General features: G+C 53.6%; 22 protein-coding genes. 9 read left to right on the top strand and 13 right to left on the bottom strand.

What is annotated here, in order from left to right; genetic code table 11:
* Positions 1–29: 29 nt before the first annotated feature.
* Complete coding sequence (gene ppk2 / locus DSM117340_RS06865; RefSeq protein WP_089891291.1) at positions 30–899, top strand: polyphosphate kinase 2; 870 nt, start codon at positions 30–32, stop codon at positions 897–899.
* Positions 892–1512, top strand: coding sequence for a TetR/AcrR family transcriptional regulator (locus DSM117340_RS06860; protein ID WP_089891293.1), 621 nt, complete (start codon positions 892–894; stop codon positions 1510–1512). The genes ppk2 and DSM117340_RS06860 overlap by 8 nt, the downstream gene beginning before the upstream one ends.
* Positions 1513–2024: 512 nt before the next feature.
* Here DSM117340_RS06860 and DSM117340_RS06855 read toward each other — a convergent pair.
* From DSM117340_RS06855 to DSM117340_RS06840, 4 genes are all read right to left on the bottom strand, one after another.
* Entirely contained in the window at positions 2025–2495 is a 471-nt protein-coding gene (locus tag DSM117340_RS06855) for a hypothetical protein (protein WP_354690018.1), read from the bottom strand.
* 321 nt (positions 2496–2816) lie between these two features.
* Positions 2817–4184: a hypothetical protein gene (locus DSM117340_RS06850; RefSeq protein WP_354690017.1), complete on the bottom strand. Its 1368-nt coding sequence runs from the start codon at positions 4182–4184 to the stop codon at positions 2817–2819.
* 4 nt (positions 4185–4188) lie between these two features.
* Positions 4189–5883, bottom strand: coding sequence for a hypothetical protein (locus tag DSM117340_RS06845; protein WP_354690016.1), 1695 nt, complete (start codon positions 5881–5883; stop codon positions 4189–4191).
* 250 nt (positions 5884–6133) lie between these two features.
* Entirely contained in the window at positions 6134–6457 is a 324-nt protein-coding gene (locus DSM117340_RS06840) for a DUF6626 family protein (protein WP_052077307.1), read from the bottom strand.
* 758 nt (positions 6458–7215) lie between these two features.
* Here DSM117340_RS06840 and DSM117340_RS06835 point away from each other — a divergent pair.
* A complete protein-coding gene (locus tag DSM117340_RS06835) occupies positions 7216–7776 on the top strand; it encodes a site-specific integrase (protein ID WP_354690015.1) in 561 nt (186 codons plus the stop codon).
* Positions 7777–8059: 283 nt separating this feature from the next.
* Here the strand turns inward: DSM117340_RS06835 and DSM117340_RS06830 are convergent, their stop codons facing one another.
* The 4 genes from DSM117340_RS06830 to DSM117340_RS06815 form a co-directional block, all read right to left on the bottom strand.
* Positions 8060–9538, bottom strand: coding sequence for a tyrosine-type recombinase/integrase (locus DSM117340_RS06830; RefSeq protein ID WP_354690014.1), 1479 nt, complete (start codon positions 9536–9538; stop codon positions 8060–8062).
* 160 nt (positions 9539–9698) lie between these two features.
* Complete coding sequence (rpsI, locus tag DSM117340_RS06825; protein ID WP_089891296.1) at positions 9699–10190, bottom strand: 30S ribosomal protein S9; 492 nt, start codon at positions 10188–10190, stop codon at positions 9699–9701.
* Positions 10191–10195: 5 nt separating this feature from the next.
* The gene (gene rplM, locus DSM117340_RS06820) at positions 10196–10654 is read right to left on the bottom strand and encodes a 50S ribosomal protein L13 (RefSeq protein WP_089891299.1); all 459 of its coding nucleotides are present in this window, start codon (positions 10652–10654) and stop codon (positions 10196–10198) included.
* Positions 10655–10821: 167 nt separating this feature from the next.
* Positions 10822–11241 carry a PaaI family thioesterase gene (locus DSM117340_RS06815; protein WP_089891302.1) on the bottom strand — a complete coding sequence of 140 codons (420 nt, stop codon included), beginning with the start codon at positions 11239–11241 and terminating at the stop codon, positions 10822–10824.
* Positions 11242–11297: 56 nt separating this feature from the next.
* On the opposite strand from DSM117340_RS06815, the gene DSM117340_RS06810 reads away from it, so the two are divergent.
* The gene (locus tag DSM117340_RS06810) at positions 11298–12077 is read left to right on the top strand and encodes an enoyl-CoA hydratase (protein WP_089891304.1); all 780 of its coding nucleotides are present in this window, start codon (positions 11298–11300) and stop codon (positions 12075–12077) included.
* A gap of 5 nt (positions 12078–12082) precedes the next feature.
* Here DSM117340_RS06810 and purU read toward each other — a convergent pair whose 3' ends face one another.
* Positions 12083–12967, bottom strand: coding sequence for a formyltetrahydrofolate deformylase (purU, locus tag DSM117340_RS06805; RefSeq protein WP_089891688.1), 885 nt, complete (start codon positions 12965–12967; stop codon positions 12083–12085).
* 451 nt (positions 12968–13418) lie between these two features.
* Here purU and DSM117340_RS06800 point away from each other — a divergent pair, with 451 nt between their 5' ends.
* The 4 genes from DSM117340_RS06800 to gluQRS are packed head-to-tail and all read left to right on the top strand — an operon-like array spanning position 13419 to position 17544.
* Positions 13419–14672, top strand: a complete 1254-nt coding sequence (locus DSM117340_RS06800; protein WP_273496851.1) for a cytochrome c peroxidase — start codon at positions 13419–13421, stop codon at positions 14670–14672.
* A gap of 40 nt (positions 14673–14712) precedes the next feature.
* On the top strand, positions 14713–16056 hold the full coding sequence (gene trmFO, locus DSM117340_RS06795) for a methylenetetrahydrofolate--tRNA-(uracil(54)-C(5))-methyltransferase (FADH(2)-oxidizing) TrmFO (RefSeq protein WP_089891690.1): 1344 nt from the start codon (positions 14713–14715) through the stop codon (positions 16054–16056).
* 19 nt (positions 16057–16075) lie between these two features.
* The gene (locus tag DSM117340_RS06790) at positions 16076–16684 is read left to right on the top strand and encodes a class I SAM-dependent methyltransferase (protein ID WP_089891310.1); all 609 of its coding nucleotides are present in this window, start codon (positions 16076–16078) and stop codon (positions 16682–16684) included.
* Complete coding sequence (gene gluQRS / locus DSM117340_RS06785; RefSeq protein WP_089891312.1) at positions 16681–17544, top strand: tRNA glutamyl-Q(34) synthetase GluQRS; 864 nt, start codon at positions 16681–16683, stop codon at positions 17542–17544. Before DSM117340_RS06790 ends, gluQRS begins: the two co-directional genes overlap by 4 nt.
* On the opposite strand, the gene hisI is transcribed toward gluQRS, so the two are convergent.
* Positions 17541–17903, bottom strand: a complete 363-nt coding sequence (gene hisI, locus DSM117340_RS06780; protein ID WP_089891316.1) for a phosphoribosyl-AMP cyclohydrolase — start codon at positions 17901–17903, stop codon at positions 17541–17543. The genes gluQRS and hisI overlap by 4 nt on opposite strands.
* 62 nt (positions 17904–17965) lie before the next feature.
* On the opposite strand from hisI, the gene DSM117340_RS06775 reads away from it, so the two are divergent.
* On the top strand, positions 17966–18403 hold the full coding sequence (locus DSM117340_RS06775; RefSeq protein ID WP_089891319.1) for an iron-sulfur cluster assembly scaffold protein: 438 nt from the start codon (positions 17966–17968) through the stop codon (positions 18401–18403).
* A 195-nt stretch (positions 18404–18598) separates the two neighbouring features.
* Here the strand turns inward: DSM117340_RS06775 and DSM117340_RS06770 are convergent, their stop codons facing one another.
* The 3 genes from DSM117340_RS06770 to ligA form a co-directional block, all read right to left on the bottom strand.
* Positions 18599–18721, bottom strand: a complete 123-nt coding sequence (locus DSM117340_RS06770) for a hypothetical protein (RefSeq protein ID WP_271437054.1) — start codon at positions 18719–18721, stop codon at positions 18599–18601.
* Between the two features lie 113 nt (positions 18722–18834).
* On the bottom strand, positions 18835–20925 hold the full coding sequence (recG, locus tag DSM117340_RS06765) for an ATP-dependent DNA helicase RecG (protein ID WP_089891322.1): 2091 nt from the start codon (positions 20923–20925) through the stop codon (positions 18835–18837).
* Complete coding sequence (ligA, locus tag DSM117340_RS06760; protein ID WP_245724426.1) at positions 20922–23039, bottom strand: NAD-dependent DNA ligase LigA; 2118 nt, start codon at positions 23037–23039, stop codon at positions 20922–20924. Before ligA ends, recG begins: the two co-directional genes overlap by 4 nt.
* Between the last annotated feature and the right edge of the window lie 79 nt (positions 23040–23118).

Genomic DNA, 23118 nt, shown 5'->3' with positions numbered 1-23118 from the left:
AGTAAGCGAAAACCAGTAGGAGGCCTCCCATGGAGCGGCCCTTTGATGGTGCGATCAGCACCTTTTTTGAACAAGACGCCCCCGAAGCCGTCCGTGCGGCCATTAAACGTGCTGAAAAGGGCGATATCCTCAGCCCGACCTATCCACATTCAGAACGGATGCCGAGCAAAGCCTACGAAAAAGAACTCGCCCGCCTACAAATCGAACTGGTCAAACTCCAGACGTGGGCCAAAGAAACAGGTGCACGCATCGCAATTGTCTTTGAAGGTCGCGACGCCTCGGGAAAAGGCGGCACAATCAAGCGCTTCCGTGAAAATCTTAATCCTCGTGGCGCACGCGTTGTCGCGCTGTCCAAGCCAACGGAAAAAGAACAAACCGAATGGTACTTCCAACGTTACATTGATCACCTGCCCTCAGGCGGCGAAATCGTCCTCTATGACCGCAGCTGGTACAATCGCGGCGTCGTCGAACATGTTTTTGGCTTCTGCACGCAGGATCAAAGAGAACATTTCTTTGCCCAAGCACCCTCCTTTGAGAAGATGCTCGTCGATGAAGGCATACACCTCGTCAAACTTTGGCTCAATGTCGGCCGCGCCGAACAGCTTCGCCGCTTTCTGGGCCGCGAAAGTGATCCGCTCAAACAGTGGAAATTGAGCTGGATTGACGTCGAAGGCCTTAAAAAATGGGATGACTACTCTGCTGCCATTTCTGAAACCCTGACCCGGACCCATACAGCCGAGGCCCCTTGGACAATCGTGCGCTCGGATGACAAGCGCCGCGCCCGCCTCAACGCAATCCGAACTGTGCTCAGCCAAGTCGACTACGCCCGCAAAGACATAAAAGCCTTGGGCGCGATCGATCCCCTCGTCTGTGGCGGCCCCGAGATCTGGGATGCCTAAAAAACGCGGCTATCACCACGGCAACCTGCGCCAAGCGCTGGTCGAAGCGGCTTTGCAACTGATCGAGGCCAAAGGCCCGACGGGCTTCACCCTTTCCGAAGCTGCCAAGGAAGCAGGCGTTACACCCGCCGCAGTCTATCGGCACTTTGAAGGCCGCGAAGACCTGATCGCCGAAGCCGCGCGCCAAGGCTATGAAATCTTCGCCGACCTCATGCAATATGCCTACGAGACGGGCCAGCCTTCGGCCCTCGCCGCTTTTGAGGCCACAGGCCGTGCCTATCTCGCCTTTGCCCGCAAATATCCCGGTCACTACATCGCCATGTTTGAAAGCGGGATTTCTGTCAATCGCACGCCCGAGCTGGCCACAGTGGCCGCGCGCGCCCGCGCCGTACTGGAAACTGCCGCCTCCGACCTGAGCCAACACATCCCTGCTGAAAAGCGCCCACCCGCGTCAATGTTCTCGGCACATATCTGGGCGATGAGCCATGGCGTCGTGGAACTCTTTGCGCGCAACTCCCCGGGGACTCAAAGTCCGTTTTCCCCGGAAGATCTGCTTGAATCGGGCATTGGCATCTATTTGCGCGGGCTTGGCCTGATCAAACCCGACAAATAGCCTCTAACGCATTGCGCCGACACCGTCGTCGCCAAGCTGGGGGACCAGTCCCCCAGACCCCCTGGGATATTTTCGAAGAGAAGAAGTAAGAGCTTGTTAATCAAGTTCATGCAAAGTGAAAATGCGGTACAGGCGGGGACGCCGATGACCGTAAGAGGAGAAGAGGCAACTCTATCCTGGGGGACGGTTCATACCGCCCCCTTTTTTCTTCTCTTCAGAAATATCCTGGGGGTCTGGGGGCAAAGCCCCCAGCGGATCGGCGTCAGCCGAAACCCCTCGCCCAAAGAAAAAGGGCCGCTCCGAAGAGCAGCCCTGTTCCAAATTTGATATCCGTAAAGCTTAACGCTTTGCTATTCGGTATCTTAAAATTTGCAATTATATCAATCAACTATATGGGTTATGAAAATATGCTGCCTATCTGCTAACGCCGCAATCAACTACACCATAAATTCCTCATCGCTTTCGCCAATACTATATTAGCTTAAAAACTATGCTATGGATGCATTAGTAAGTTAATCTGCCTTACTGTTAAACGTAGGCTCAGCGCGAACACCATCTTGCCGATTTGTCGTGTGAACCACTTCATCTCTAATATTCGAGTTAGTCTCCGTGGTGCTATTTATCAAATTTTTCTTAAGTAGTTCATATATTGCATCTGAATTTTCTGCAGTTGCAATCTGCGCCAACCCCAATTGCGCGAATAAGATCATCATAATGCCAGAAAGAACCATCCCAAGACTTGACAATATTAATACGCTAAAAAAAACATTATAATCAATTGTAAAGATTTGAAGTAAAAGTAATGCGCCTAGCCCCACAAGTATCCAGCCAACAATATAGAAAAAAATCAACACTCTTTGACTAGCGTTATACGTCCCGATCGTCGTAGATTTAGATGCAGAAGTTCTATTTTTATTGAATACAAAATAAGCTCCCCCCACTAGTAGCAGCAACGGCAAAGCATTCACAACATCGGTTAGCATATCTGTCAATCCTTATAATTAGAGTCTCACCATGCCGCTTCGTCACCCCAGCAATAATGCTTTTTAAACACGGTATATCTACTGTTTTCCAGAAGAAAACACATATGCAGTACTTAGTTGCTGTGTAAAGTTCAATATATATGAATGTCAAACTAACACTTAACGGTAGACACACACGCTCCGCGCTATACCCATGCTAGCGCGCTGAGCAACAGCAGCATACAGATGACACAGCGCTATGCACATATTGAGCCTGACCCACCGCATCAACGCACTGAGATTGTTGGGCGTAATATCCAATCTAGTTACTCGTCTGCACAGTCACCGTTGCTGGAGAGATTGTTCTTCTTTTTTATTTTGACGCATGTACGGCTGCATCAGCACAGAAAATCTAGCTTCGATTTCTCCTGAGTTTTCGCCAGCAAAATAGCTGTCCATCAAATCCACAATTTCCAGCAAATCCTCGGGTACTCGCGTGTGGTCTTGCTTGTGTTCATCAAACACCAAGTCGCACCCTTGAATGCTGTATTGATGGTAGGTGTACAGATTGTGATTTGCTAAAACGTGCTCGCTCCAAGTGTCTGTAAAAAAGTCACTATCGTCTATCTCGTGTGCATATAGATCATAGGCACACAGGTATTTTTCCAAAGGCGCTGCTAGAGCAAAATCTGCATGTTTTTCTTTTCTGGCGATACGAATGTCCTGAGGCATTGAAAAGCCGCCGATTTTCCAAGTTTTCCTGTCGGCAGTGAGGTTCGGCATCATCGCCAAACTGCGTTGTTTTCCTGCCATCTGGAACGGACTGCTGCTGTCAAAACTGATTGTAAAGTTATCTCTGCCCAACAACTTGCGCAGCGATCGTTGTGCTGCAGTGTACACAACACTGTTCACTGGTGGGGACTTCATAAGCAAATGCACCCATTCACTTTTGTCCAAATTATGATCGTTCAGTATGCGTTTGAGCCACTGCAAACTAGCCAGCATACCGCCAACTTCGCCACCTAAACTCCAGCCTTCAAAGTCAAAAGTTTTAACTGCGTCGTACCAAGCATCCCCAGTTCCGTTGCCAATATCCTGCAACACACTTAGGAACTTTGTGCTTTTGCTGCCACGCCCGCGATTGTCGGAAAAATAGCGCAAATTATCTACGCTGAGATCGATAAGCTGTTGAACAGTCAACTTTCGCAACTGGCTGTTGACAGTGTTGCTTTGTCCATATTCTTCAGCAGCCCACAGCACCATGTCCAGGGTCATGGCATAGTCGGTGTACTTTTCCAGCCAGCGTAGGGTTCGAGCGCGAAAGTCACAATGCTGCCAGTTGTTGTACTGAGCTAGTGGATCGTTTTTGTAGAGCTCCAAGTGTTCCCTTTCAGGTCCATTTGGCAGCTTGCCAGTACCCAGCTGAAACCCACCGCTGTCACCAACAATAGTGGTTTTGTTAACATCGCGCTCTGCAACGATGTCTCGCGCCCGTATACGCCTGCTGTTGAATTGCCCACTGCTGTAAAGCACATGCTCACAGTGCCACAGCTTGCTGTCAGCATCTAAAAAATTCAGCCAGCGGTTATCAAAACCCTTTGGTATCTGGCTCATTCTAGATGTTTCGCCGTTACGCTTAACAGCATGCTCCGCATAGTATTTCTGCAATGAGGGCAGATACAAAGCATAGCCAGCATACTGCTTGGTCAAGTTCTCACTCATTTGGAATGTACTTTTTGAAGTACTTTGCGCTGCGCACACCTGTGGCAGATGCGCTTGGCACATAGACACGTACTTGTGCTAACTCAGTCTCATAGATGATGTGTAGCAAATCTTTGTTGCCACTTATCTTGATGCTGTCGCCTCTGACCTGCTGCTTTGAAAGCGCTTCAAGCACAGCAAGTATGTCAGTGGGTGCAAAGATCGTTTGCCCACTGCCTTGAGCCTCAGCGTCATCCCCAAAGCTTGTGAGATAACGTGCCCCGCTTTGCTCGAAGCACTGCTCGCCTTTGTTCCATTTCTTCTCACACACTACGCCGTCAGAACCAACGTTGAAGGCAATGGCTTTGTTGTTTGAGGTGTGCAGTCGGTGCTTTACTCTGTGCTGCCAGCCACTGAAATGTTGATCATACAAGCGTCTGAAAAAAGATTGATTGCCTTGAATTTTCCATTCAAAATCAATGCTTCCATCTACAATGGTTGGCTGGAACATGGTTGCGTCATCGATGCGGCTGAAATCGTAAAAATAGATACTGCGTTTGTGGCGGTACACAGTGTTGTTGAGTGAAATTTGCTTAACAGCCTGAACTTTTCTGTTCTTCTGATCCTGTAGAGCACTGGCTTGATACAGCGCTAATTCGCTATCATTTAACAGGTCGGTTTCAATCCAGTGCCTATCACTGCCTCTCAGCCACAAGTCCTGATTAAGTAAAAACTTTTTATGTGGAATATGCAGTGTGGTGAGGCTTGCAGCGCTTGATGACTTGGACACCAACACAGTGCCATTTTTTTGCAAAACCACACGTGCATTTTCAAACACAGCAGATTTGACGCCCTGATGCTCAACCACGAATTTCGTTTTGTTATAAAAGTTGGCTCGACTGCCGCTGTAATCTTGCAGTTCCTTGGTGATGGTGTTGAGATTTATTGCCTCACACAACAAACGCATGTCATCTGAGACACCATCATGGGCTAGGTCACCAACCTGCATCACCGCACCGTCAACAAGCGCTTGCTGTGCTGTAGTACCCACCACTTTCAAAACTGTTCCGTTGCCAGTGGATTTTGCCAGCACAACAATCATGTCATCCTCGCCTGTGCCCACGTGTCCAAGGTCGATGGTCTGGTCGACCTTGGCTCGCCCAACAGCAATCTTTTTCAGCGCCAACAGCTCCATGCGCAGTCTTTGCTTTTGTGTGCTCTCAATTTTTTTGGATTTTGGCTTTGGCTGACCTGCACCCTTTTGGTCATAGCCATTGTATTCTACTTCTTCTTTCTTGGTGCTGGTAATACCGCTCAAGCCGCCGGTTTCGTGTATCCAATCAACCAGCTCAGCAACTGTATCTCGATTTATGTAGCGATGGCTGTTGCGGAGATATTCATCATCAATAGCGTTGATGGCTGTGGCAAAATTTTGAATCTGAACTCGCTTGCTGGGTGGGACACGCATTGCCAGGCGAACCACTGGTGCAAAATTTGGTTTGTTGTGCTTGCTTTGATATTTGATGTTTTCTTCAGCAAAACGCTTTTCCAAGTACCCTGGCTCTAGCGACGCTTCTCGCCACCACAGGTAGGTTTCCACCAGCGTTTGATGCAGTAGTTCTCTGGCAGACTGGTAAAAGTCATTTTGATTTTTACTTAGCCCACGAAGACGTGTGAGCCCTTGGTTTAAAACTTGTTCAGTTGCCATGCGATCCTCATGCAAATCAGTGCCACACACGCAGCTTAAAAGTTTTTACTCACATGGCAATCATGGCGTATGGATCTCGTTAAGTCTCATGGCAACAACTCAAGTCATGACTGCGCCACTGCCTGACGAGCCTTTTGCAGCTTGATTTGCTTTTTTTGTCGTTTGATGCGGTCTTGCTGTTGGCGCAAAGCTTTGAGGCGTTGATCTAGTGCATCCACACGTTCCAGCAGTGGACTGCGGCATGACTGTTTCATTGGATGCTGTACCCCTGCCATTTGCTCTTTGCTGCTTGAGTTAGTTCGTGCTCACACAGCTGCTGCAACTGCCTGAGGTTCTTGCCTGTCTGCACTGAGTAATTGCGACCACTGGACAAAAACGCATCTGCATAAAATCCCAACTTGTTGGCACACACAGCCAAAGCATCAGTGCTGGGTTGCAGTCCCCTAAAGCGCAATGTGCGCATATACCCTTCGCCTCGACAAAGCCAACGCTCACAAAAGTCTTGTTCGTTGTCAGCCAAGCCCTCAGCAATGACCAGATTGCAGATGTTCTCAATCGTTAATTTTTCAGCCATAGTCTCTCCTTATTGTTATTTATCAACACAATATGGATATTCTATGTGCTCCTCTTGCAGAGGAAGCAGTGCAATGCTGCTTTGATGTTCGCTCATGCTCATCACACAGCATTCACATATTTTTTGCTTCAAACCTATTTTCTAATGATATTGCAAGGAGCAGGATAGATCACGCCCCGTAGGGCGTGGATCTGTCATTGCACGTCGCTTTGAACAGGCTGTAGTCACCAAACCCCGACACAGCAGGGAAGAGCAGGTCTTGCTATCATCTCTATTACAGGCTCATCAAACGCATACTTGGGACCGATACAGCGCAGCTACCCCAAGCATTGACGGTAACCAATTGGCGTGTCTTCCGTCTCACTTGTCCTCAAACTTATCTCTAAGTTTTAACCATTACGACGATAGAAACCCTGTCAGGCAGAGTTTGAGGCATCCACCAGCCGCCCAGTGGGTAGTCCATCGAAGTTAGAGAACTGGCACTCTTGCTAACCGCCACACAGCAGAACGGGTTTCACAGCGTGATTGTATTCGGCACGCCAACCTTGATCCAGTTTCAATGCGCTTTCGCGCAACTGTGTTTATTTATCAACGAGCGTAAGATTGACCAAGAAAACCTCATAGAATTACTACTCTTTGACTTAAACGCATAAGTCGTTGAGATCACTGACGGTGTGTTAAAAGGCAGTTCTGGTCGTCCACCCAATACCTCATCGCATACACTGTGTGCATTGGATCGATGGGAATTGGAGGCACACATGCGGCAGGCACGTATTGTAACAGACACAGAACAAAAACGGATCAACACTTATCTCAACACACGCCGTCATGCACTGCGAGATCAAACCATCTTTGCTGTCAGCTTCAATGCTGGACTGCGTGCAATGGAGATTGCCGCACTCACTGTGGGTGATGCATACACTGATGATGGCACAATAAGTGATGTGATCTATCTCACCACCACCAAGGGCGGATATGCGCGAAGGGTGTTTGTGAACAAACGCCTGCACACTGCACTCCGGCGATACAGTGCATGCATCAACACCAATATTCCCCACAAACCACTGTTCCCCAGTCAAAAGGGTGGGCACTTTTCAGGCAACACCATGTGTCAGCTATTCTTAGAGGTGTACGCTGCTTGTGGGATCCATGGTGCAAGCAGCCACAGTGGTAGACGCACTATGATCACTCGATTGGCGGACAAAGGCATCAGTGTACATGTGTTGGCAGCTATTGCTGGGCACAGAAACATTGCCACCACTCAGCGCTACCTAACAGTCAACGACGCCATGATTGCACGTGCTGTGGAACTGGTGTGATGGCAAACAAAACCGAAGTAGCGCTGCGCAAACAGCTGGTTCGTGAGTTGGAGCACAAAGCTTGGCTCTTTAAGCACTTGCAGGGCACAGTACAACTGTCTCAGTGCCACAAACGCATACTGATACTGCGCACCAAACTCACGCGAGAGACAGTAACGCTAAGTAAAGAAATTTTACTTCTTTGATTGACAGTTTAATTTTCAAATATTTGAAAATAACGACTTTACCAGAAGATGAACGGGATAGAAGCAGAACAGAAAGACACGGAAATTATCCTTGAAAATTATAGCTTCATTATCTCAAGCAGTGCTGCTTCACTCAACTCGCCACGCCTAAAACGCTTTAGTGCTTCAAGCGCAAAACCATCTTCTACATCCACAACATCTTCTACCCCTGCTGCTGTCTTGCGCTTTGTTTTGGTAATCTCGTGTCTGCGCTTCTGCGTAAGCACGTGACTGTAATGGTTTTCGATTTGTGCAACTTTACAGCCCATATTCATCGCCAAATCGTAAACACTTACATCACCCTTCTCCAAGCGCAGCGTCGCATAAGTGTGCCGCAGACTGTATAAACTGCGCTTGTCTCCATCCCTATCATACAACAAACCATCCACACGTTCGTTATACGGAACACGCTTCAGAAATATCTGAAAGCCTCTGTTCAAATCCACAAACTTGCGCACTTCACGTGTTTCAGCATCCACTTGCCCAAACCAAACTAAATCGTTGTGCTTGTTATTCGGCGAAGTTTCACGCCAGCGTTTTAGCAGACTGTTTGCATTTGGCTGTGTCTGCACAAAACGTGCTTCACCCTTCTTCGTCGCCTTACTCACTCGCACTTCTGCAATCACACTGTCGCTGCCATCTACAGCCACATCAAACTTAATGTCACTCCACAGCATCTCACGTGCTTCGCCAACACGCAGTCCACTGTTCGCCAAAAACAGCACAAAATAATACATCTGCTGTCGTTGCATCTTGTGCCAAGCATTCAAACGCTTGTCTGCAAACACACCCACACAATCCCTATAACTGCGCAGATAACGTGTAAGCGTTGCATATTCTTCAGCGTCAAACCCAGCACGTCGCGTTGGCGTTCTGTTTTTCGCTGGCGCTTTCATCTTAAACACTTGCTGCAAGCGTCCACGTTCAAACGCATCATAAAATATTTGGTTTAATGCACTTTGTTCCATCAGCAGCGTTTTAGTTGCTGGAGTTTTTCGTGCGTTGTTAGTGCCACGTGTTTTAGCACCACGTCGTTTAGGATTGTGCTTCTGCAGTGCCTTGCCTTCTGCACTGTCCCAAAAGCCAATACGCCAATCCCAATACCCACTCGCAACACTTGGCGTAATATCATTCAACAGCATACTCGTGCCGTCTTTGTTCTTAAAATACTGCTTAAAATAGCGTTCAGCGTATTTGTCGTGCCAATATTGCCTACTCGCCGTCCACGTGCCGTTCTTTACGTTTCGTTCAAACCAATCACGCCAATGCTGTTCAAACGTGTGTTCGTCTAAACTGTGTCCAAGTTTCGCTGCTTGCTGTAAGCGCAACAACTCACTCTTCGCATACTCATAAGCATCTTCGTAAATCGTAAGTTTAGTGCTGCGTGTCACGTAGCCTTTGCGTCCACCAATCTTCAAACGCATATACCAATTTGCACGTCTGTGCGTTTTAGCGTTGGGCACAGCAACAGCAAGGTTGCGCTTAAACAGCACAAGCGCACCACCATAGTGCTCCCTCTTGTCTTCATAAAACGCCAACAGCGCACTCCAATAGCAGCCTAAAACGCTACAGATATGCTAAAATCGCTAAACCAAAACGTCAACACATACAGCGTCTGCTAGAATTCTGCTACGCACAAAAAAAGGGCTGCAAAATATGCAACCCTTTGTTTTGTATGGTAAATTCGAAGTTTCGAACTTAGCGCTTTGAGAACTGGAAGCTACGACGCGCCTTGCGCTTACCGTATTTCTTACGTTCTACAACACGGCTGTCGCGCGTGAGGAAGCCAGCAGCTTTCAGAGCGCCACGCAGGCTGGGATCATAAAGCTGAAGTGCTTTAGAAACACCGTGCTTAACAGCACCCGCTTGGCCCGAAAGACCGCCGCCTTTTACCGTGGCAACCACGTCGAACTGGTCTTCCACGCCGGCAACCTGAAATGGCTGGCGCAGGATCATTTGCAGCACGGGGCGTGCAAAATACGTGTTCAGTTCTTTGCCGTTCACAACAACCTTGCCAGAGCCTGGTTTGATCCAGACACGAGCAACAGCGTCTTTACGCTTGCCTGTAGCATAGGCGCGGCCGAGTGCGTCACGCACAGGCTCACGAGGTTCTGCCACAACAGCAGTTGCGGGGGCTACGTCGCCAGATACGGCGCTCAGCTCTTCGAGTGAGTTCACTTGATCAGCCATGTCGCTCAGCTCCGTGTGTTTTTCTTGTTCATTGATTTAACATCAAGAACGGTTGGGTTTTGCGCTTCGTGGCCGTGCTCTGTGCCTGCATATACGCGCAGATTTGTCATCTGCTTGCGGCTCAGAGGACCACCTGGAAGCATGCGCTGAACAGCTTTGGTCACAACGCGCTCTGGGTATGCGCCTTCAAGGATCTGCTGCTTTGTGCGGCTCTTGATCCCGCCTGGGTGGCCAGTGTGCCAGTAGAAGTGCTCTTCGCGCTTCTTGCCTGTCAGCTGGATTTTTTCAGCATTGATGACAATAACATTGTCGCCCATGTCCATGTGGGGTGTGAACGAAGGCTTGTGCTTGCCGCGCAGGCGCATCGCAATTATCGAAGCAAGACGGCCAAGAACAACGCCTTCAGCGTCGATGATGATCCATTTCTTGTCGATATCTGCGGGTGTCGCAGTAAAGGTTTTCATGTTTGAAATCCTGATAATCGGGTTGGGCAAAGAGAAAACCGCTCTCTGCTTGCGGGATGGGCGGTTTATAACTCGCCCTCGCGCACAGTCAACCGTACAAAATTCTAATTATCCGTTTAAAATCAGAGCCTTGCAAAATAGGTATTATTTTACCCCAAGCAAATATCCTATTTTGGGGGAATAGAATAGGTCATCGTCGAACGGGCCACAGGCTTTTCTTCGCCTACTGAATACAGCAGCACATCCCCCACAGCCAAAACCCGCCCTAGTTTCAGGAGCGTACATTTGGCAAGCAAGTCCCGTCCAGCAACAGGCTTGCGCATGAAATCAAGGCTACAGCTTGTCGTCACAGCCAATGACTTCTTGCCAATCATCGCCAGAACCGTGGCATAGACAGCCACATCCGCCAGCATAAACATTGTTGGGCCAGAGACAGTCCCGCCAGGGCGTAGATGCTTTTCAGCAATCGGAATGCGGATCTCACTGTACATTTCTTCGACATGCTCAACGACAAACTCGCCCGCCAACTGAGGAAACACCTCATCCAGAAACGCTTGCAGCGCATCCTTCTCCAGTTCCAAAGCCATCTTTACCTCCCGATCAGTTGCGCATTAGACTGCCTCTGGGATTTAGGGAGAGCAAGATGAACCTTCTGGAACGTAACGACACAAACGCAGTGGCCCATCTCAGGATGAATGCCCCGGAGCGGCTCAATGCGCTGTCCGAGGAAATGCTGACAGCGCTTCAGGCAGAGCTTGATGCGCTCAAAGAAGACCGCTCCATTCGCGCTGTGGTTCTCTCAGGGGCTGGCAAAGCCTTCTGCGCGGGCCATGATCTCAAACAAATGACAGCAGGTCGCCAAGCTGAAGATGGCGGCAAAGCCTACTTTAATGATCTATTCGCCCAATGCGCCCGCATGATGCTCAGCATTCGCGCCCTGCCCCAGCCCGTTATTGCCGCCCCCCACGGGATAGCAACAGCCGCAGGCTGCCAGCTTGTTGCCACATGTGACATGGCCATCGCCCAGTCTGGCACGCGCTTTGGCGTTAATGGCGTCAACATCGGCCTCTTCTGCTCTACACCCATGGTCGCGCTCAGCCGCAACATAGGCCGCAAACACGCCTTTGAGATGCTCACAACCGGCAGCTTCATAGAGGCGGAACGCGCAGCAGAGCTGGGCCTGATCAACCATGTTTCAGAAGATGCTGTGGCCGATGCACTTGCCCTTGCCGAAACCGTTGCCAGCAAGCTCGCCGCCGCCGTCAAGATCGGCAAGGAAGGCTTTTATAAACAGGCCGAGATGAGCCTCGAAGAAGCCTACGCTTATACTGGTGCCGCGATGGCCGAAAACATGCTCTTTCGCGACACCGAAGAAGGCATCAGCGCCTTTCTGGAAAAGCGCACGCCAACATGGGAGCAATGAGCGGCTCAGCCCATCCGCTCTGATGCATAAGAGCCGGGCGACGCTGGGAAGACCACTGTCTTGTTCCCGTTGAGAAACACACGGCGATGAATATGCGCGTGGATCGCGCGCGCAAGAACCTGACTTTCGACATCGCGCCCGAGGGCGACATAATCGTTGGAGGATTGCGCGTGTGTCACGCGCACAATGTCCTGCTCGATAATGGGCCCTTCGTCCAAGTCCGCTGTCACATAATGTGACGTTGCCCCAATGAGCTTCACACCGCGCTGAAATGCTTGTTTATAGGGGTTCGCGCCCTTGAAGCTTGGCAAAAACGAGTGGTGAATGTTGATAATCCGCCCTGACATTTTCTGACACATCTCATCCGAGAGAATCTGCATATAGCGCGCGAGGACAATCAGCTCGGCGCCCGCCTCTTCCACCACAGCCATAATGCGCGCCTCCGCCTCTGGCTTATTGGCTGGCGTCACTTTGATGCAGTGAAACGGGATATCATTGTTCACAACGACCTTCTGATAATCCATGTGGTTTGAGATCACCCCGACAATATCAATTGGCAGCGCGCCAATCCGTGAGCGATACATCAAATCATTCAGACAATGTCCAAAGCGTGACACCATGATGATCACCTTCATCTTCACCGTCTCGTCGTGGAACTCATAGCTCATCCCAAAAGGCTCGGCGGTCTTGGCAAAACTGGCGCGCATTTCCTCCAGCACAACGGCCGCATCGCTCTCAAAGCTGATCCGCATAAAGAAATTACCCGTCTCTTTGTCGTCAAACTGGGCGCTGTCGGTGATATTGCAGCCGCCATCCGCAAGATAATTGGCAATCGCGGCTACGATTCCACGAGTAGATTGGCACGTCACGGTGAGGGCGTATTTGGTCATGGTCAGTCCTGTAAAAGCAAGGGCGGGTTTCACAGCCACATCTCCCCACAGCACACGGCCCGTCAAGCGGTGAGACGCAGCTGAAGCTCTGTTTATGGTCAGGATCTGCGCGCGATCGGCCCAAGCGTTTCCGATAATGCACAGTGCCTCATTTTTACTCACACCTACGGCCTTGGTAAGCCTGTCAATTCACCGCAGTTCCCGTCGGCACAACTCTGGTATAAAGCTTGCACAGTTCCGAGTGCCGCTGGCTTTTATTTTTGTGTGACCAATGCCCAAATTTTACCGTTTTTGCCATAATCTTGCCACATTTAGGGTGCATTTAAGCCATGAACCGCAGCAGCGGGTGGCTCAGCCCTCCAAGGATCGCCCCCATCTGACTGCGATGAACCTCAAGTGGGTCACCGCCTGCGTCATGTCCCTCCAGGCCACACTCTCTCTGGCTGCAGATATGCCCCCGGTGACCCACTCGGACTTCCCCCAAGATAATATTGAGCAAGTCCTCCTCGGGCGAGATCTCTTCTTTGATCCTCTGTTGTCAGGCAATCGCAACATTTCTTGTGCCAGCTGTCATCACGGGGTGCTTGGCTCTGCTGATGCGGTTCCGCTCTCTGTGGGTGAAGGCGGCATAGGCCTTGGTAAGCGCCGCCGCGGCACATCAGACGCCCCCGCCGAACGTCACATCCCACGCAACGCCCCCGCAATTTTCAATCTCGGCGCAAACGATTTTACCACGCTTTTCCACGATGGCCGCGTGGCGCTTGATCCCGATGCGCCTTTCGGCATCCGGATGCCCGAAGGCAACGCGCTTGAGCGCCCCGCCACGAGCCTTTTGTCTGCTCAAGCTCTTTTGCCGATTCTCAGCCATGAGGAAATGGCGGGATCAGACGGAGAAAACGATATCGGCACCGCCGTTTCTGCGGGCCAGATTCGTGGTGCTGACGGTGCATGGGCCAAGCTCGCCGCACGCGTTGAGGCCGTCCCAGAGTATCGCACGCACTTCACAGCGCTCACCCAAAGCGCCGAGCCCCTGCATATCTCAGAGATTGGCAACGCCATAGGCGCCTTCCTTGCCTTTGAATTTCGCGCCGATGAAAGCCCATTTGACGCCTATCTTCGCGGCGAGGCACATGCGCTCACAGCGCCCCAAGCCCGCGGCATGGCGCTCTTTTATGGCAAAGCCACCTGTTCAAGCTGTCATGCGGGCCGCTTTCAGACCGACAACAGCTTTCACGCCATCGGCATTCCCCAGATCGGCCCCGGAAAGGACCATGAGACACTGGCCGATCATGGCCGCAGCGCCATCACTGGCGATCAAAAAGATGAGTACTGCTTCCGCACCCCAAGCCTGCGCAATGTCGCGCTGACGGCCCCCTATGGTCACTCGGGCGCCTACGCAAGCCTTGAGGCCGTGGTGCGCCATCACCTCGCGCCGCGCGAAAGCCTCATGGCATTTGATCCAAGCACAGTCCCCCTGCCCGCGCTTGCAGGCTATGGCGCAGTAACGCCGCAAATGCCTTCGCCCGAAGAGCTTGAACGCATCAAAGCCGCGATCACGCTCGACATCCCACCGCTCAGTGAAGCCGAAGTGAGTGACATCATCTCCTTTCTTCACGCCCTGACAGACCCAAGCAGCATCGGCGGCAAGCTCGGCGCGCCCGCTTCTGTGCCCTCTGGCCTGCCTGTCGATTCCATTCTCGACTAAGCCCCTTTTCAACCCGCCTCACTTGGCCTAAATGGCAGGCATGACAGAGAGATTACACATCATCGGCGGTGGCCTCGCAGGCTCCGAAGCAGCATGGCAAGCAGCCCAAATGGGCGTGCCCGTCACCATCCATGAAATGCGCCCAAAGGTGGGCACATTTGCGCACCAGTCTGGCGATCTTGCGGAAATGGTCTGCTCCAATTCCTTCCGCTCGGATGACAGCGAACAAAACGCCGTCGGCCTTCTGCACTGGGAGATGCGCGCCGCAGGCGGCATCATCATGGCCACAGCTGACAAGCACCGCCTGCCCGCAGGTGGCGCGCTGGCTGTGGATCGCGAGCCCTTCGCCGCGTCCGTCACAGCCGCGCTGAAAGCGCACCCGCTGATCGAAGTCTCCTATGAAGAAGTGACCGAGCTTCCCACTTCAGGCCACTGGATCATCGCCACTGGCCCACTGACTTCGGACGCGCTCAGCGCCGCCATTGCCAAGGCCACAGGCGCAGATGCGCTCGCCTTCTTTGATGCCATCGCGCCCATCGTTTATTCTGACAGCATCAACATGGATGTGGCATGGATGCAGTCGCGTTATGACAAAGGCGAGAGCGAAGAAGAGCAAAAAGCCTATCTCAACTGCCCGATGGATGAGACTCAGTATAACGCCTTCATCGACGCGCTGCTTGCGGCCGATAAAACCGAGTTCCGCGAAGGCGAAACCGCAGGCTACTTTGACGGCTGCTTGCCAATCGAAGTCATGGCCGAGCGTGGCCGCGAAACGCTGCGCTTCGGCCCGATGAAGCCTGTTGGCCTCACCAATCCCCACGCACCCGACGTAAAAGCCCACGCCGTTGTGCAGCTGCGCTATGACAATGCCCTTGGCACTCTAATGAATATGGTCGGCTTCCAAACCAAGATGAAATACGCTGCGCAAAAAGAAGTTTTCTCCATGATCCCCGGTCTGGAAGAGGCTAGCTTTGCCCGCCTTGGCGGGATTCACCGCAACTCCTTCATCAATTCGCCAACCCTGCTGGACAACCAGCTGCGCCTCAAGTCGATGCCCCACATCCGCTTTGCGGGCCAAATCACTGGTGTTGAAGGCTATGTCGAAAGTGCGGGCATGGGCCTCCTTGCAGGGCGCCTCGCCGCCGCTGAAATGCTTGGCCAGAGCCTCGCTGCCCCCGCGCCCGAAACGGCCACAGGTGCGCTCGTCACTCACATCACTGGCGGCGCCGACGCCAAGACCTTCCAGCCCATGAATGTCAATTTTGGCCTCTTCCCACTGGTAGAAGGCCTTAAGTCAGGCCGTCGTGGCCGCAAAGACCGCTACCAAGCCTATACAGACCGCGCCAAGGCTCTCTGGAAAGACTGGCTAGACGCACAGGCATAAGCGTGCATAAACTTCGGCCATGACGGATCGGTTTTTAGATAAGGCCTATGGCACAACTGGCGACACGCGTGATCTCTACGCTGCGTGGGCCAAATCCTATGATCAGGAGCTTGGTGAAGGCGGCTATGCCACACCTGCCCGTTGCGCCGAAGCCCTTGCAAAATATAGCCGCGATCTCGCAGCGCCCATCCTCGATTTTGGCTGTGGCACGGGCTTGTCTGGGCTGGCTCTAAAGCTCGCTGGCTTCGAAGTCATCGATGGCGTCGATGTCACGGCCGATATGCTCAGCGGCGCACGCGAGAAAAACCTTTATCGCACACTCGAGCTGATCGAACCAAACACGCCCCTCAGCCACGCTGCAGGCACCTATGCCGCGATCACAGCCATCGGCGTGATCGGTACAGGCGCTGCCCCGATTTCAGTTTTTGATCTGATCATGAAAGGCCTTGTTTCTGGCGGCCTCACCGTCCTCAGCCTCAATGATCACGCCCTAGAAGAGCCACTCTTTGAAGGTAAGCTCAACGACTACATCGACTGCGGAGCCGCGCGCCTCCTGCACAAAGAATATGGCCCCCATATTCCGGGAATCAACCTGAACTCCAACGTCTACGTGCTTGAAAAAACGTGATATTCACAACGCGCTTCGCCCCCAGCCCGACAGGTCCGCTGCACTTGGGCCATGCCTACTCAGCGCTTCTCGCCGCTGATATGGCACGCACTGCCGAGGGCCGTTTCCTCTTGCGCGTCGAGGATATCGACAGCTCCCGCGCCCGCCCCGAATGGGAAGACGGGATCTACGATGATCTCGCATGGCTCGGCCTCACATGGGAAACGCCTGTGATGCGCCAATCGGGGCGCCTCCCAGCCTACCGCGCAGCACTCACGCGCCTCTGGGCACTCGGGTTGCTTTACCCCTGCACCTGCTCACGTCGCGATATTGCCGCAGCCGCCGAAGCACCCCAGGAAGGCGTCCCGCCGGCCTTTGGCCCAGATGGTCTCATCTATCCAGGCACCTGCCGCCAAATACCAAACCCAGCCTCGCCCCTCCCAAACGCGGTCTTGCGCCTTAATATGGCCCGTGCGCTGCGCACGCTCGCTGATCCGCTCGTTTTTACAGAAACAGGCGCAAGCCCTGAGGGTGAAACAGGCCAGATCATCCTGTCACACGTCATGCTTCTCGCGGATGTTGGTGATATTATCCTCGCCCGCGCGGAGATGGGCGCGTCCTATCACCTCTCTGTGGTAATAGACGATGCCGCCCAAGGTGTCACGCTGGTGCCACGCGGCCAAGACCTTTTCACCGCGACATATATCCATGTGGTGCTGCAAAAGCTGCTCGGTCTGCCAACGCCCACCTATCATCACCACCGCCTCATTCGTGACGAAAACGGCAAGCGCCTCGCCAAGCGCGACGATGCTCGCGCCATTCGTCTTTACCGGGATGAAGGCAAAACGCCTGCCGATATCCGTGCCATGGTTGGGCTTTAGCCCTCCATTGGCCCCATCAGTTCACGCTCCTCGCCATCACTCACAGCCGTGTAAAAGCATGTCCGCCTGTTCGTATGGCAGGCAGGGCCAACCTGACGGATGATCAACAAAAGCGCATCGCGGTCACAATCCACGCGAAAGTCGACAAGCTCTTGCGTGTGCCCGCTGGTTTCGCCTTTGATCCAGAAGTCATTTCTGGAACGCGACCAATAGGTTACGCGCCGCGTCTCGAGTGTCTTTTCAACCGCTTCAGCGTTCATCCAAGCCATCATCAAGACCTCGCCACTGGCCTCATCCTGCGCAATCGCAGGAATAAGACCCTGCGCATTATACGTAAGTGACTGTGCATCAAAGCGCATGATCTGTCCTTTTCTTGGCCCGCCAATATGGCTATCTATGCCAAGTTAGCGGGGAAAAGACCATGAGCAATGACACCGATCTGATCAAACTCTACTCTGCCCGCATTCTGGCGCTCGCAGCTGATATGCCTGGTCTTGAGCGGCTCAGCGCCCCGTCCGGGACAGCGCACCGCCGTGCACCACTTTGTGGCTCAAACATTACTGTCGATGTTGCGCTCGAGGGCGACAAAATCACAGGTTTCGGTCAAGATGTGAAAGCCTGCGCGCTCGGCCAAGCCGCCGCGTCTGTGGTCGCAGCCAATGCCATAGGCTGCACTCGCGCAGAGATCCAGACGGCGCATGACCAGCTGCTCGCCATGTTGCGCAGCGAAGGCCAAGCCCCCGATGCGCCCTTTGACGAGCTAAAAGTCCTGCTCCCCGCGCGCGAATATAAAAACCGTCACGCCTCGATCATGCTCTGCCTTGACGCAACGCTCGACGCGATCGACGCCGCCGCCTAATCCCGCCACATCTCACCAACTGCATAAAAAAACCGCCGCTCTCTTTTCAGAGGCGGCGGATCAAGTGCGTATGCTTGCAAGCTGGCGACGAAAAAGAAAGGCAGGACTTATTCGTTGGAACGGCAGTTTGTCTCTCGGCGCGCGATTGGGACAGTGCGCGCCAGAATTTCGCAAAGCATACGAGGCAGAAATCTGTTACATCAGGTTCGGCAGGTGCAGAGCAACCACAAGCATCGCCATCAAAGACACAGCACCAAGTGCATCCGCAAGCAGGCTGGAGTGTGAGCGGGCAATCACGTCTTTCACATCTTTGATCATCGGGAGGCTCCTGTTAAGGGTTTGTTCTCTTTGTTGCCTCTTTGTTCTCATTTAATTCATGTTCTGTAAAGAACTTTTTGAGAACATTTACGATAAATGTGAGAACAAACAGCCTAACCCACTGATATCAAACGGATAGCCTGATCTTGCTCCATCAGCCATAAAAGCGCCCGCGCCGCCTGCCCGCGCGGTGTTTCAAGTGTCGGGTCATCATTCAGCAGCTTGCGCGCATCGCTCTGCGCCACTTTCATGAGCGCGCTCTGGCTTTCCATATCCGCGACGCGAAACCGCGGCATTCCAGATTGTGCCGTGCCAATCAAGTCACCAGCACCGCGCATCTCAAGATCCACCTCAGCAATCTTGAAGCCGTCTTCCGTGTCACGCAAGGTCGTCAGACGCCGCTCTGCCCCCTCATTCATTGGCGCGCGATACATCAAAAGACAGGTCGAGGCCCCGCTTCCGCGCCCAACACGTCCGCGCAGCTGATGCAACTGCGACAGCCCAAAGCTCTCTGCACGTTCGATCACCATAATGGTCGCATTGGGGACATCCACCCCCACTTCAATCACCGTGGTGGCAACCAAAACACTCAGCTCGCCCTGCTGAAATGCGGCCATGGCCGCGTCCTTCTCCTCAGGTGGCATCTGCCCGTGCACCAACCCAACAACACCGTCCCCAAGCCGCGCGCGCAGGGCCTTGAAGCGTTCATCAGCAGCGGCAAGATCCACACTCTCACTCTCCTCCACCAAGGGGCAGACCCAATAGGCCTGTTTCCCCTCAGCCACAGCGCCCTTAAGGTGCTCAATCACCTCATCCATACGCTGCGTGTTGATAAGGGCGGTCTTGATCGGCTGCCGTCCAGCTGGCTTCTCATCAAGCACCGAAACATCCATATCGCCATATTGCGCCAGAGCGAGGCTGCGCGGGATGGGTGTCGCAGTCATCACAAGCACATCTGCGCTCACCCCCTTCTTGCCCAGCTCCAGCCGCTGACGCACGCCAAACCTGTGCTGCTCATCCACAATCGCCAGCCGCAGATCGGCAAAATGCACATCCTTTTGAAAGACAGCGTGGGTTCCAACAAGAATGTTAATCTCACCACTGGCCAGCGCCGCCAGCTTCTCGGTCCGCGCGCGCCCTTTGTCCCGCCCTGTCAGAAGCTCAAGCCGCACACCCGCCGCCGCCGCCAAAGGCTGCAAGCCCTGCAAATGCTGCCGCGCCAAAATCTCGGTGGGCGCCATCATAACGCCCTGCCCGCCCGCCTCGACAGCGACAAGCAAAGCCATCAAGGCCACAAGCGTTTTGCCCGCCCCCACATCCCCCTGCAACAAGCGGTTCATTCGTGCAGGCTGCGCCATATCCTTGGCAATCTCGCTCACAGCGCGGCTCTGCGCGCCCGTTGGCTCAAATGGCAGACTTTTCAGAACCTTAGCGCGCAACACGCCATCGCCCGCGCTCACCCGCCCCTTGCCCTTGCGGCGGTTCATCCGCGCCAAGGCCAAGGTAAGCTGATGCGCAAAAAATTCGTCATACGCCAAACGCTCTCGCGCAGGGGCCGTCGCAGTTAAATCTGCAAGACATGTCGGCGCATGTGCCGCCTGTGCTGAGGCCGCCCATGTGGGCCAGCCCGCTTGGCGCAGTTGTTCGGCGTCCGCCCACTCATCAAGCTCGGGCATCCGAGCCAAGGCAGCCCGCGTCGCCTTATACATCACCTTCTGGCTCACCCCCGCAGTGAGAGGATAGACAGGCTCAAATAACGGCAAATCTGCCGCCTCTTCCAACGGCAGGATATGGTCTGGGTGAGTCATCTGAATGACACTGTCAAACATCTCCAGCTTGCCCGAAACGACACGCCGCCCACCGACAGGCAGTATCTTCTGCAAATACTCCCCGCGCGCATGAAAGAACACGAGCTCAAATGTCGTATCCCTATCCTCCACTTGCACCCGCCTTGGCCGCCCCCGTGCCCGCGCCGGATGATGCTGTATCACCTCGACCTCAACAGTCGCCACCGTTGGAAAATCAAGCCCCAGAACACTGGGGCGCACCGCTCGATCAATGCCACTGTACGGCAGCGTAAAAATCAGATCGCGCGGCTTGAGAACATGCAATTGCTCCAGAAGCGCCGCTGTCTTGGGGCCCACGCCCTCCAGCGTCTCAAGACCCGCAAACAGAGGAAAAAGCGCTGTCGGCCGTCCGCTCATAGCCCCGCCACCAGCGCAATCCAGCCGTCTTCATCTATCGTCTCAATACCAAGCTCTGCCGCCTTTTTGGCCTTACTTCCCGCTCCGGGCCCCGCGATCAGCAAATCAGTCTTCGCCGAAACACTCCCCGCAACCTTCGCACCAAGGCTTTCAGCACGGGCTTTCGCCTCCGCGCGCGTCATTTTTTCAAGCGTACCCGTAAAGACAAGTGTCTTGCCTGCGACAGGGCTGTCACTCGCCACAGCCTCCGCATCCTCAATCTCAAGCTCGCCCACAAGCCGCTCAATGCTCTCGCGCTCGTGCTCCTGCGCAAAAGCCATGACCAGCGCACGCGCCATCACCTCACCAACACCATCAATACTCAAGAGCTCGGCCCAAGCCGCGCCACCTTCGTCTTCGGCGGCGCGCACTGCGCTCACAAACCCCTCCCAACTGAGGTAATAATTGGCAAAAAGCTTGCCCGCCTGCTCGCCAACATGACGAATGCCAAGAGCAAACAGCAGCCGCGCAAAGCCAATCTTACGCTTCTCTTCAATCGCCTCAAACAGCTTTTCCGCAGAGCGTGCGCCCCAACCCTCACGGTTCTTCAGCTTGGTCAGATTGGCCCCGTCCCGCGCCGCCAGCGTGAAAATGTCAGCAGGCTCGCGGATTGGGAGCTGATCATCGTGATAAAACATCTCGATCTGTTTTGCGCCAAGCCCGTCAATATCAAACGCCTTGCGAGACACAAAATGTTTCAACTTTTCAACGGCTTGCGCAGGGCAAATCAGCCCACCTGTGCAGCGGCGCACCGCATCGCCCTCCTCGCGGACGGCCTCAGAGCCACACTCGGGGCAAACATCTGGAAAAGCATAGGGCTGCGTACCCTCTGGGCGCTGGCTCAGATCCACATCCGCGATCTTGGGGATCACATCGCCCGCGCGATAGACCTGCACCAAGTCACCCACACGTATATCCTTGCCGCCGCGAATGCCCTCGCCCTTGTTGTCGCGCCCTTGGATATAGTCCTCATTGTGCAGCGTTGCGTTTGACACAACGACCCCTCCGACCGTGACAGGCACAAGTCGCGCCACTGGGCTCAAAGCGCCCGTGCGCCCAACCTGAATATCAATACCTTCGAGTCTGGTCCAAGCCAGCTCCGCGGCAAACTTATGGGCAATAGCCCAACGCGGCGTTGTGCTGCGAAAGCCGAGGCGCGCCTGCAGCTCCAGATCGTTCACCTTGTAAACGACACCATCAATATCATAAGGCAGATCCGCACGTGCCGCGCCGATCATATCGTAATGCGCCACAAGCTCTTTTGCCCCCGCGCAAAGCGCTGTCAGCGGGTTGGTCTCAAAGCCAAGCGCCGCAAGACGCAAAATCGCCTCCATTTGGGTCTCTGCCAAAGGCTGCGAAAGCGCGCCCCAAGCATAGGCAAAAAAAGCAAGTGGGCGTTGCCGTGTGATTTCCGGATCAAGCTGACGCAGCGAACCCGCCGCAGCATTGCGCGGATTGGCAAAACTCTTGGCCCCGCGCGCCTCTTGCGCCGCATTAAGCGCCGCAAAATCAGCATGGCGCATATACACCTCACCACGCACTTCCAAAATATCTGGCGCACCAACAAGCTGATGCGGAATGCTCGCAATCGTGCGGGCATTTGCAGTGACATTTTCGCCTGTCGCCCCGTCGCCGCGCGTTGCCGCCTGCACGAGCAGGCCGTTTTCATACCGCAAAGACAAGCTCAAACCGTCAATCTTGGGCTCCGCGGTAAAGCTCAGACTGGCCTCGGGAACCCCCAGAAACTTGGCTGTTCGCGCAACAAAATCGTCGACATCCGCGTCTTCAAAAGCATTGCCCAGCGAAAGCATCGCCTGCGCATGCGTAACTTTTGAAAAACCATCAGATGGTGCGGCCCCGACTTTCTCACTCGGGCTGTCCGCGCGCTTTAACTCAGGAAAGCGCGTTTCAATCGCAGCGTTACGCTGTTTCAGGCGGTCGTATTCGGCATCCGAAATCTCTGGTGCATCCTGAGTGTGATATGCCGTGTTGGCCGCAGCCAACGCCTCGGCCAGCCTCGCAAGCTCGTCCCGCGCTGCGGCCTCAGTCAAAGTGTTAACGTCCTGCTCTGCCACACGCGCCCCCAAGTCTTTCGCTTTGTCGCTGCTTACATGCCCCAAGTTTGCCCGTTGTGCCAGTGCGCGGCAACACAGA

The organism is Lentibacter algarum, from assembly GCF_040580765.1.
In the GTDB taxonomy this organism is placed as follows: Bacteria; Pseudomonadota; Alphaproteobacteria; order Rhodobacterales; family Rhodobacteraceae; genus Lentibacter; species Lentibacter algarum.
This window is presented reverse-complemented; position numbering and strand designations above follow the sequence as displayed.

Excerpts from the sequence above, each read along its gene's own strand:
- DSM117340_RS06770 (WP_271437054.1), bottom strand. The coding sequence starts at position 18,721 with ATGATCAAAGATGTGAAAGACGTGATTGCCCGCTCACACTCCAGCCTG.
- DSM117340_RS06800 (WP_273496851.1), top strand. The coding sequence starts at position 13,419 with ATGCCCCCGGTGACCCACTCGGACTTCCCCCAAGATAATATTGAGCAA.
- trmFO (WP_089891690.1), top strand. The coding sequence starts at position 14,713 with ATGACAGAGAGATTACACATCATCGGCGGTGGCCTCGCAGGCTCCGAA.
- DSM117340_RS06840 (WP_052077307.1), bottom strand. The coding sequence starts at position 6,457 with ATGGCTGAAAAATTAACGATTGAGAACATCTGCAATCTGGTCATTGCT.
- rplM (WP_089891299.1), bottom strand. The coding sequence starts at position 10,654 with ATGAAAACCTTTACTGCGACACCCGCAGATATCGACAAGAAATGGATC.
- DSM117340_RS06860 (WP_089891293.1), top strand. The coding sequence starts at position 892 with ATGCCTAAAAAACGCGGCTATCACCACGGCAACCTGCGCCAAGCGCTG.
- recG (WP_089891322.1), bottom strand. The coding sequence starts at position 20,925 with ATGAGCGGACGGCCGACAGCGCTTTTTCCTCTGTTTGCGGGTCTTGAG.
- ppk2 (WP_089891291.1), top strand. The coding sequence starts at position 30 with ATGGAGCGGCCCTTTGATGGTGCGATCAGCACCTTTTTTGAACAAGAC.
- DSM117340_RS06790 (WP_089891310.1), top strand. The coding sequence starts at position 16,076 with ATGACGGATCGGTTTTTAGATAAGGCCTATGGCACAACTGGCGACACG.
- DSM117340_RS06815 (WP_089891302.1), bottom strand. The coding sequence starts at position 11,241 with ATGGCTTTGGAACTGGAGAAGGATGCGCTGCAAGCGTTTCTGGATGAG.
- rpsI (WP_089891296.1), bottom strand. The coding sequence starts at position 10,190 with ATGGCTGATCAAGTGAACTCACTCGAAGAGCTGAGCGCCGTATCTGGC.
- purU (WP_089891688.1), bottom strand. The coding sequence starts at position 12,967 with ATGACCAAATACGCCCTCACCGTGACGTGCCAATCTACTCGTGGAATC.
- hisI (WP_089891316.1), bottom strand. The coding sequence starts at position 17,903 with ATGCGCTTTGATGCACAGTCACTTACGTATAATGCGCAGGGTCTTATT.
- DSM117340_RS06835 (WP_354690015.1), top strand. The coding sequence starts at position 7,216 with ATGCGGCAGGCACGTATTGTAACAGACACAGAACAAAAACGGATCAAC.
- DSM117340_RS06810 (WP_089891304.1), top strand. The coding sequence starts at position 11,298 with ATGAACCTTCTGGAACGTAACGACACAAACGCAGTGGCCCATCTCAGG.
- DSM117340_RS06855 (WP_354690018.1), bottom strand. The coding sequence starts at position 2,495 with ATGCTAACCGATGTTGTGAATGCTTTGCCGTTGCTGCTACTAGTGGGG.
- DSM117340_RS06775 (WP_089891319.1), top strand. The coding sequence starts at position 17,966 with ATGAGCAATGACACCGATCTGATCAAACTCTACTCTGCCCGCATTCTG.
- DSM117340_RS06845 (WP_354690016.1), bottom strand. The coding sequence starts at position 5,883 with ATGGCAACTGAACAAGTTTTAAACCAAGGGCTCACACGTCTTCGTGGG.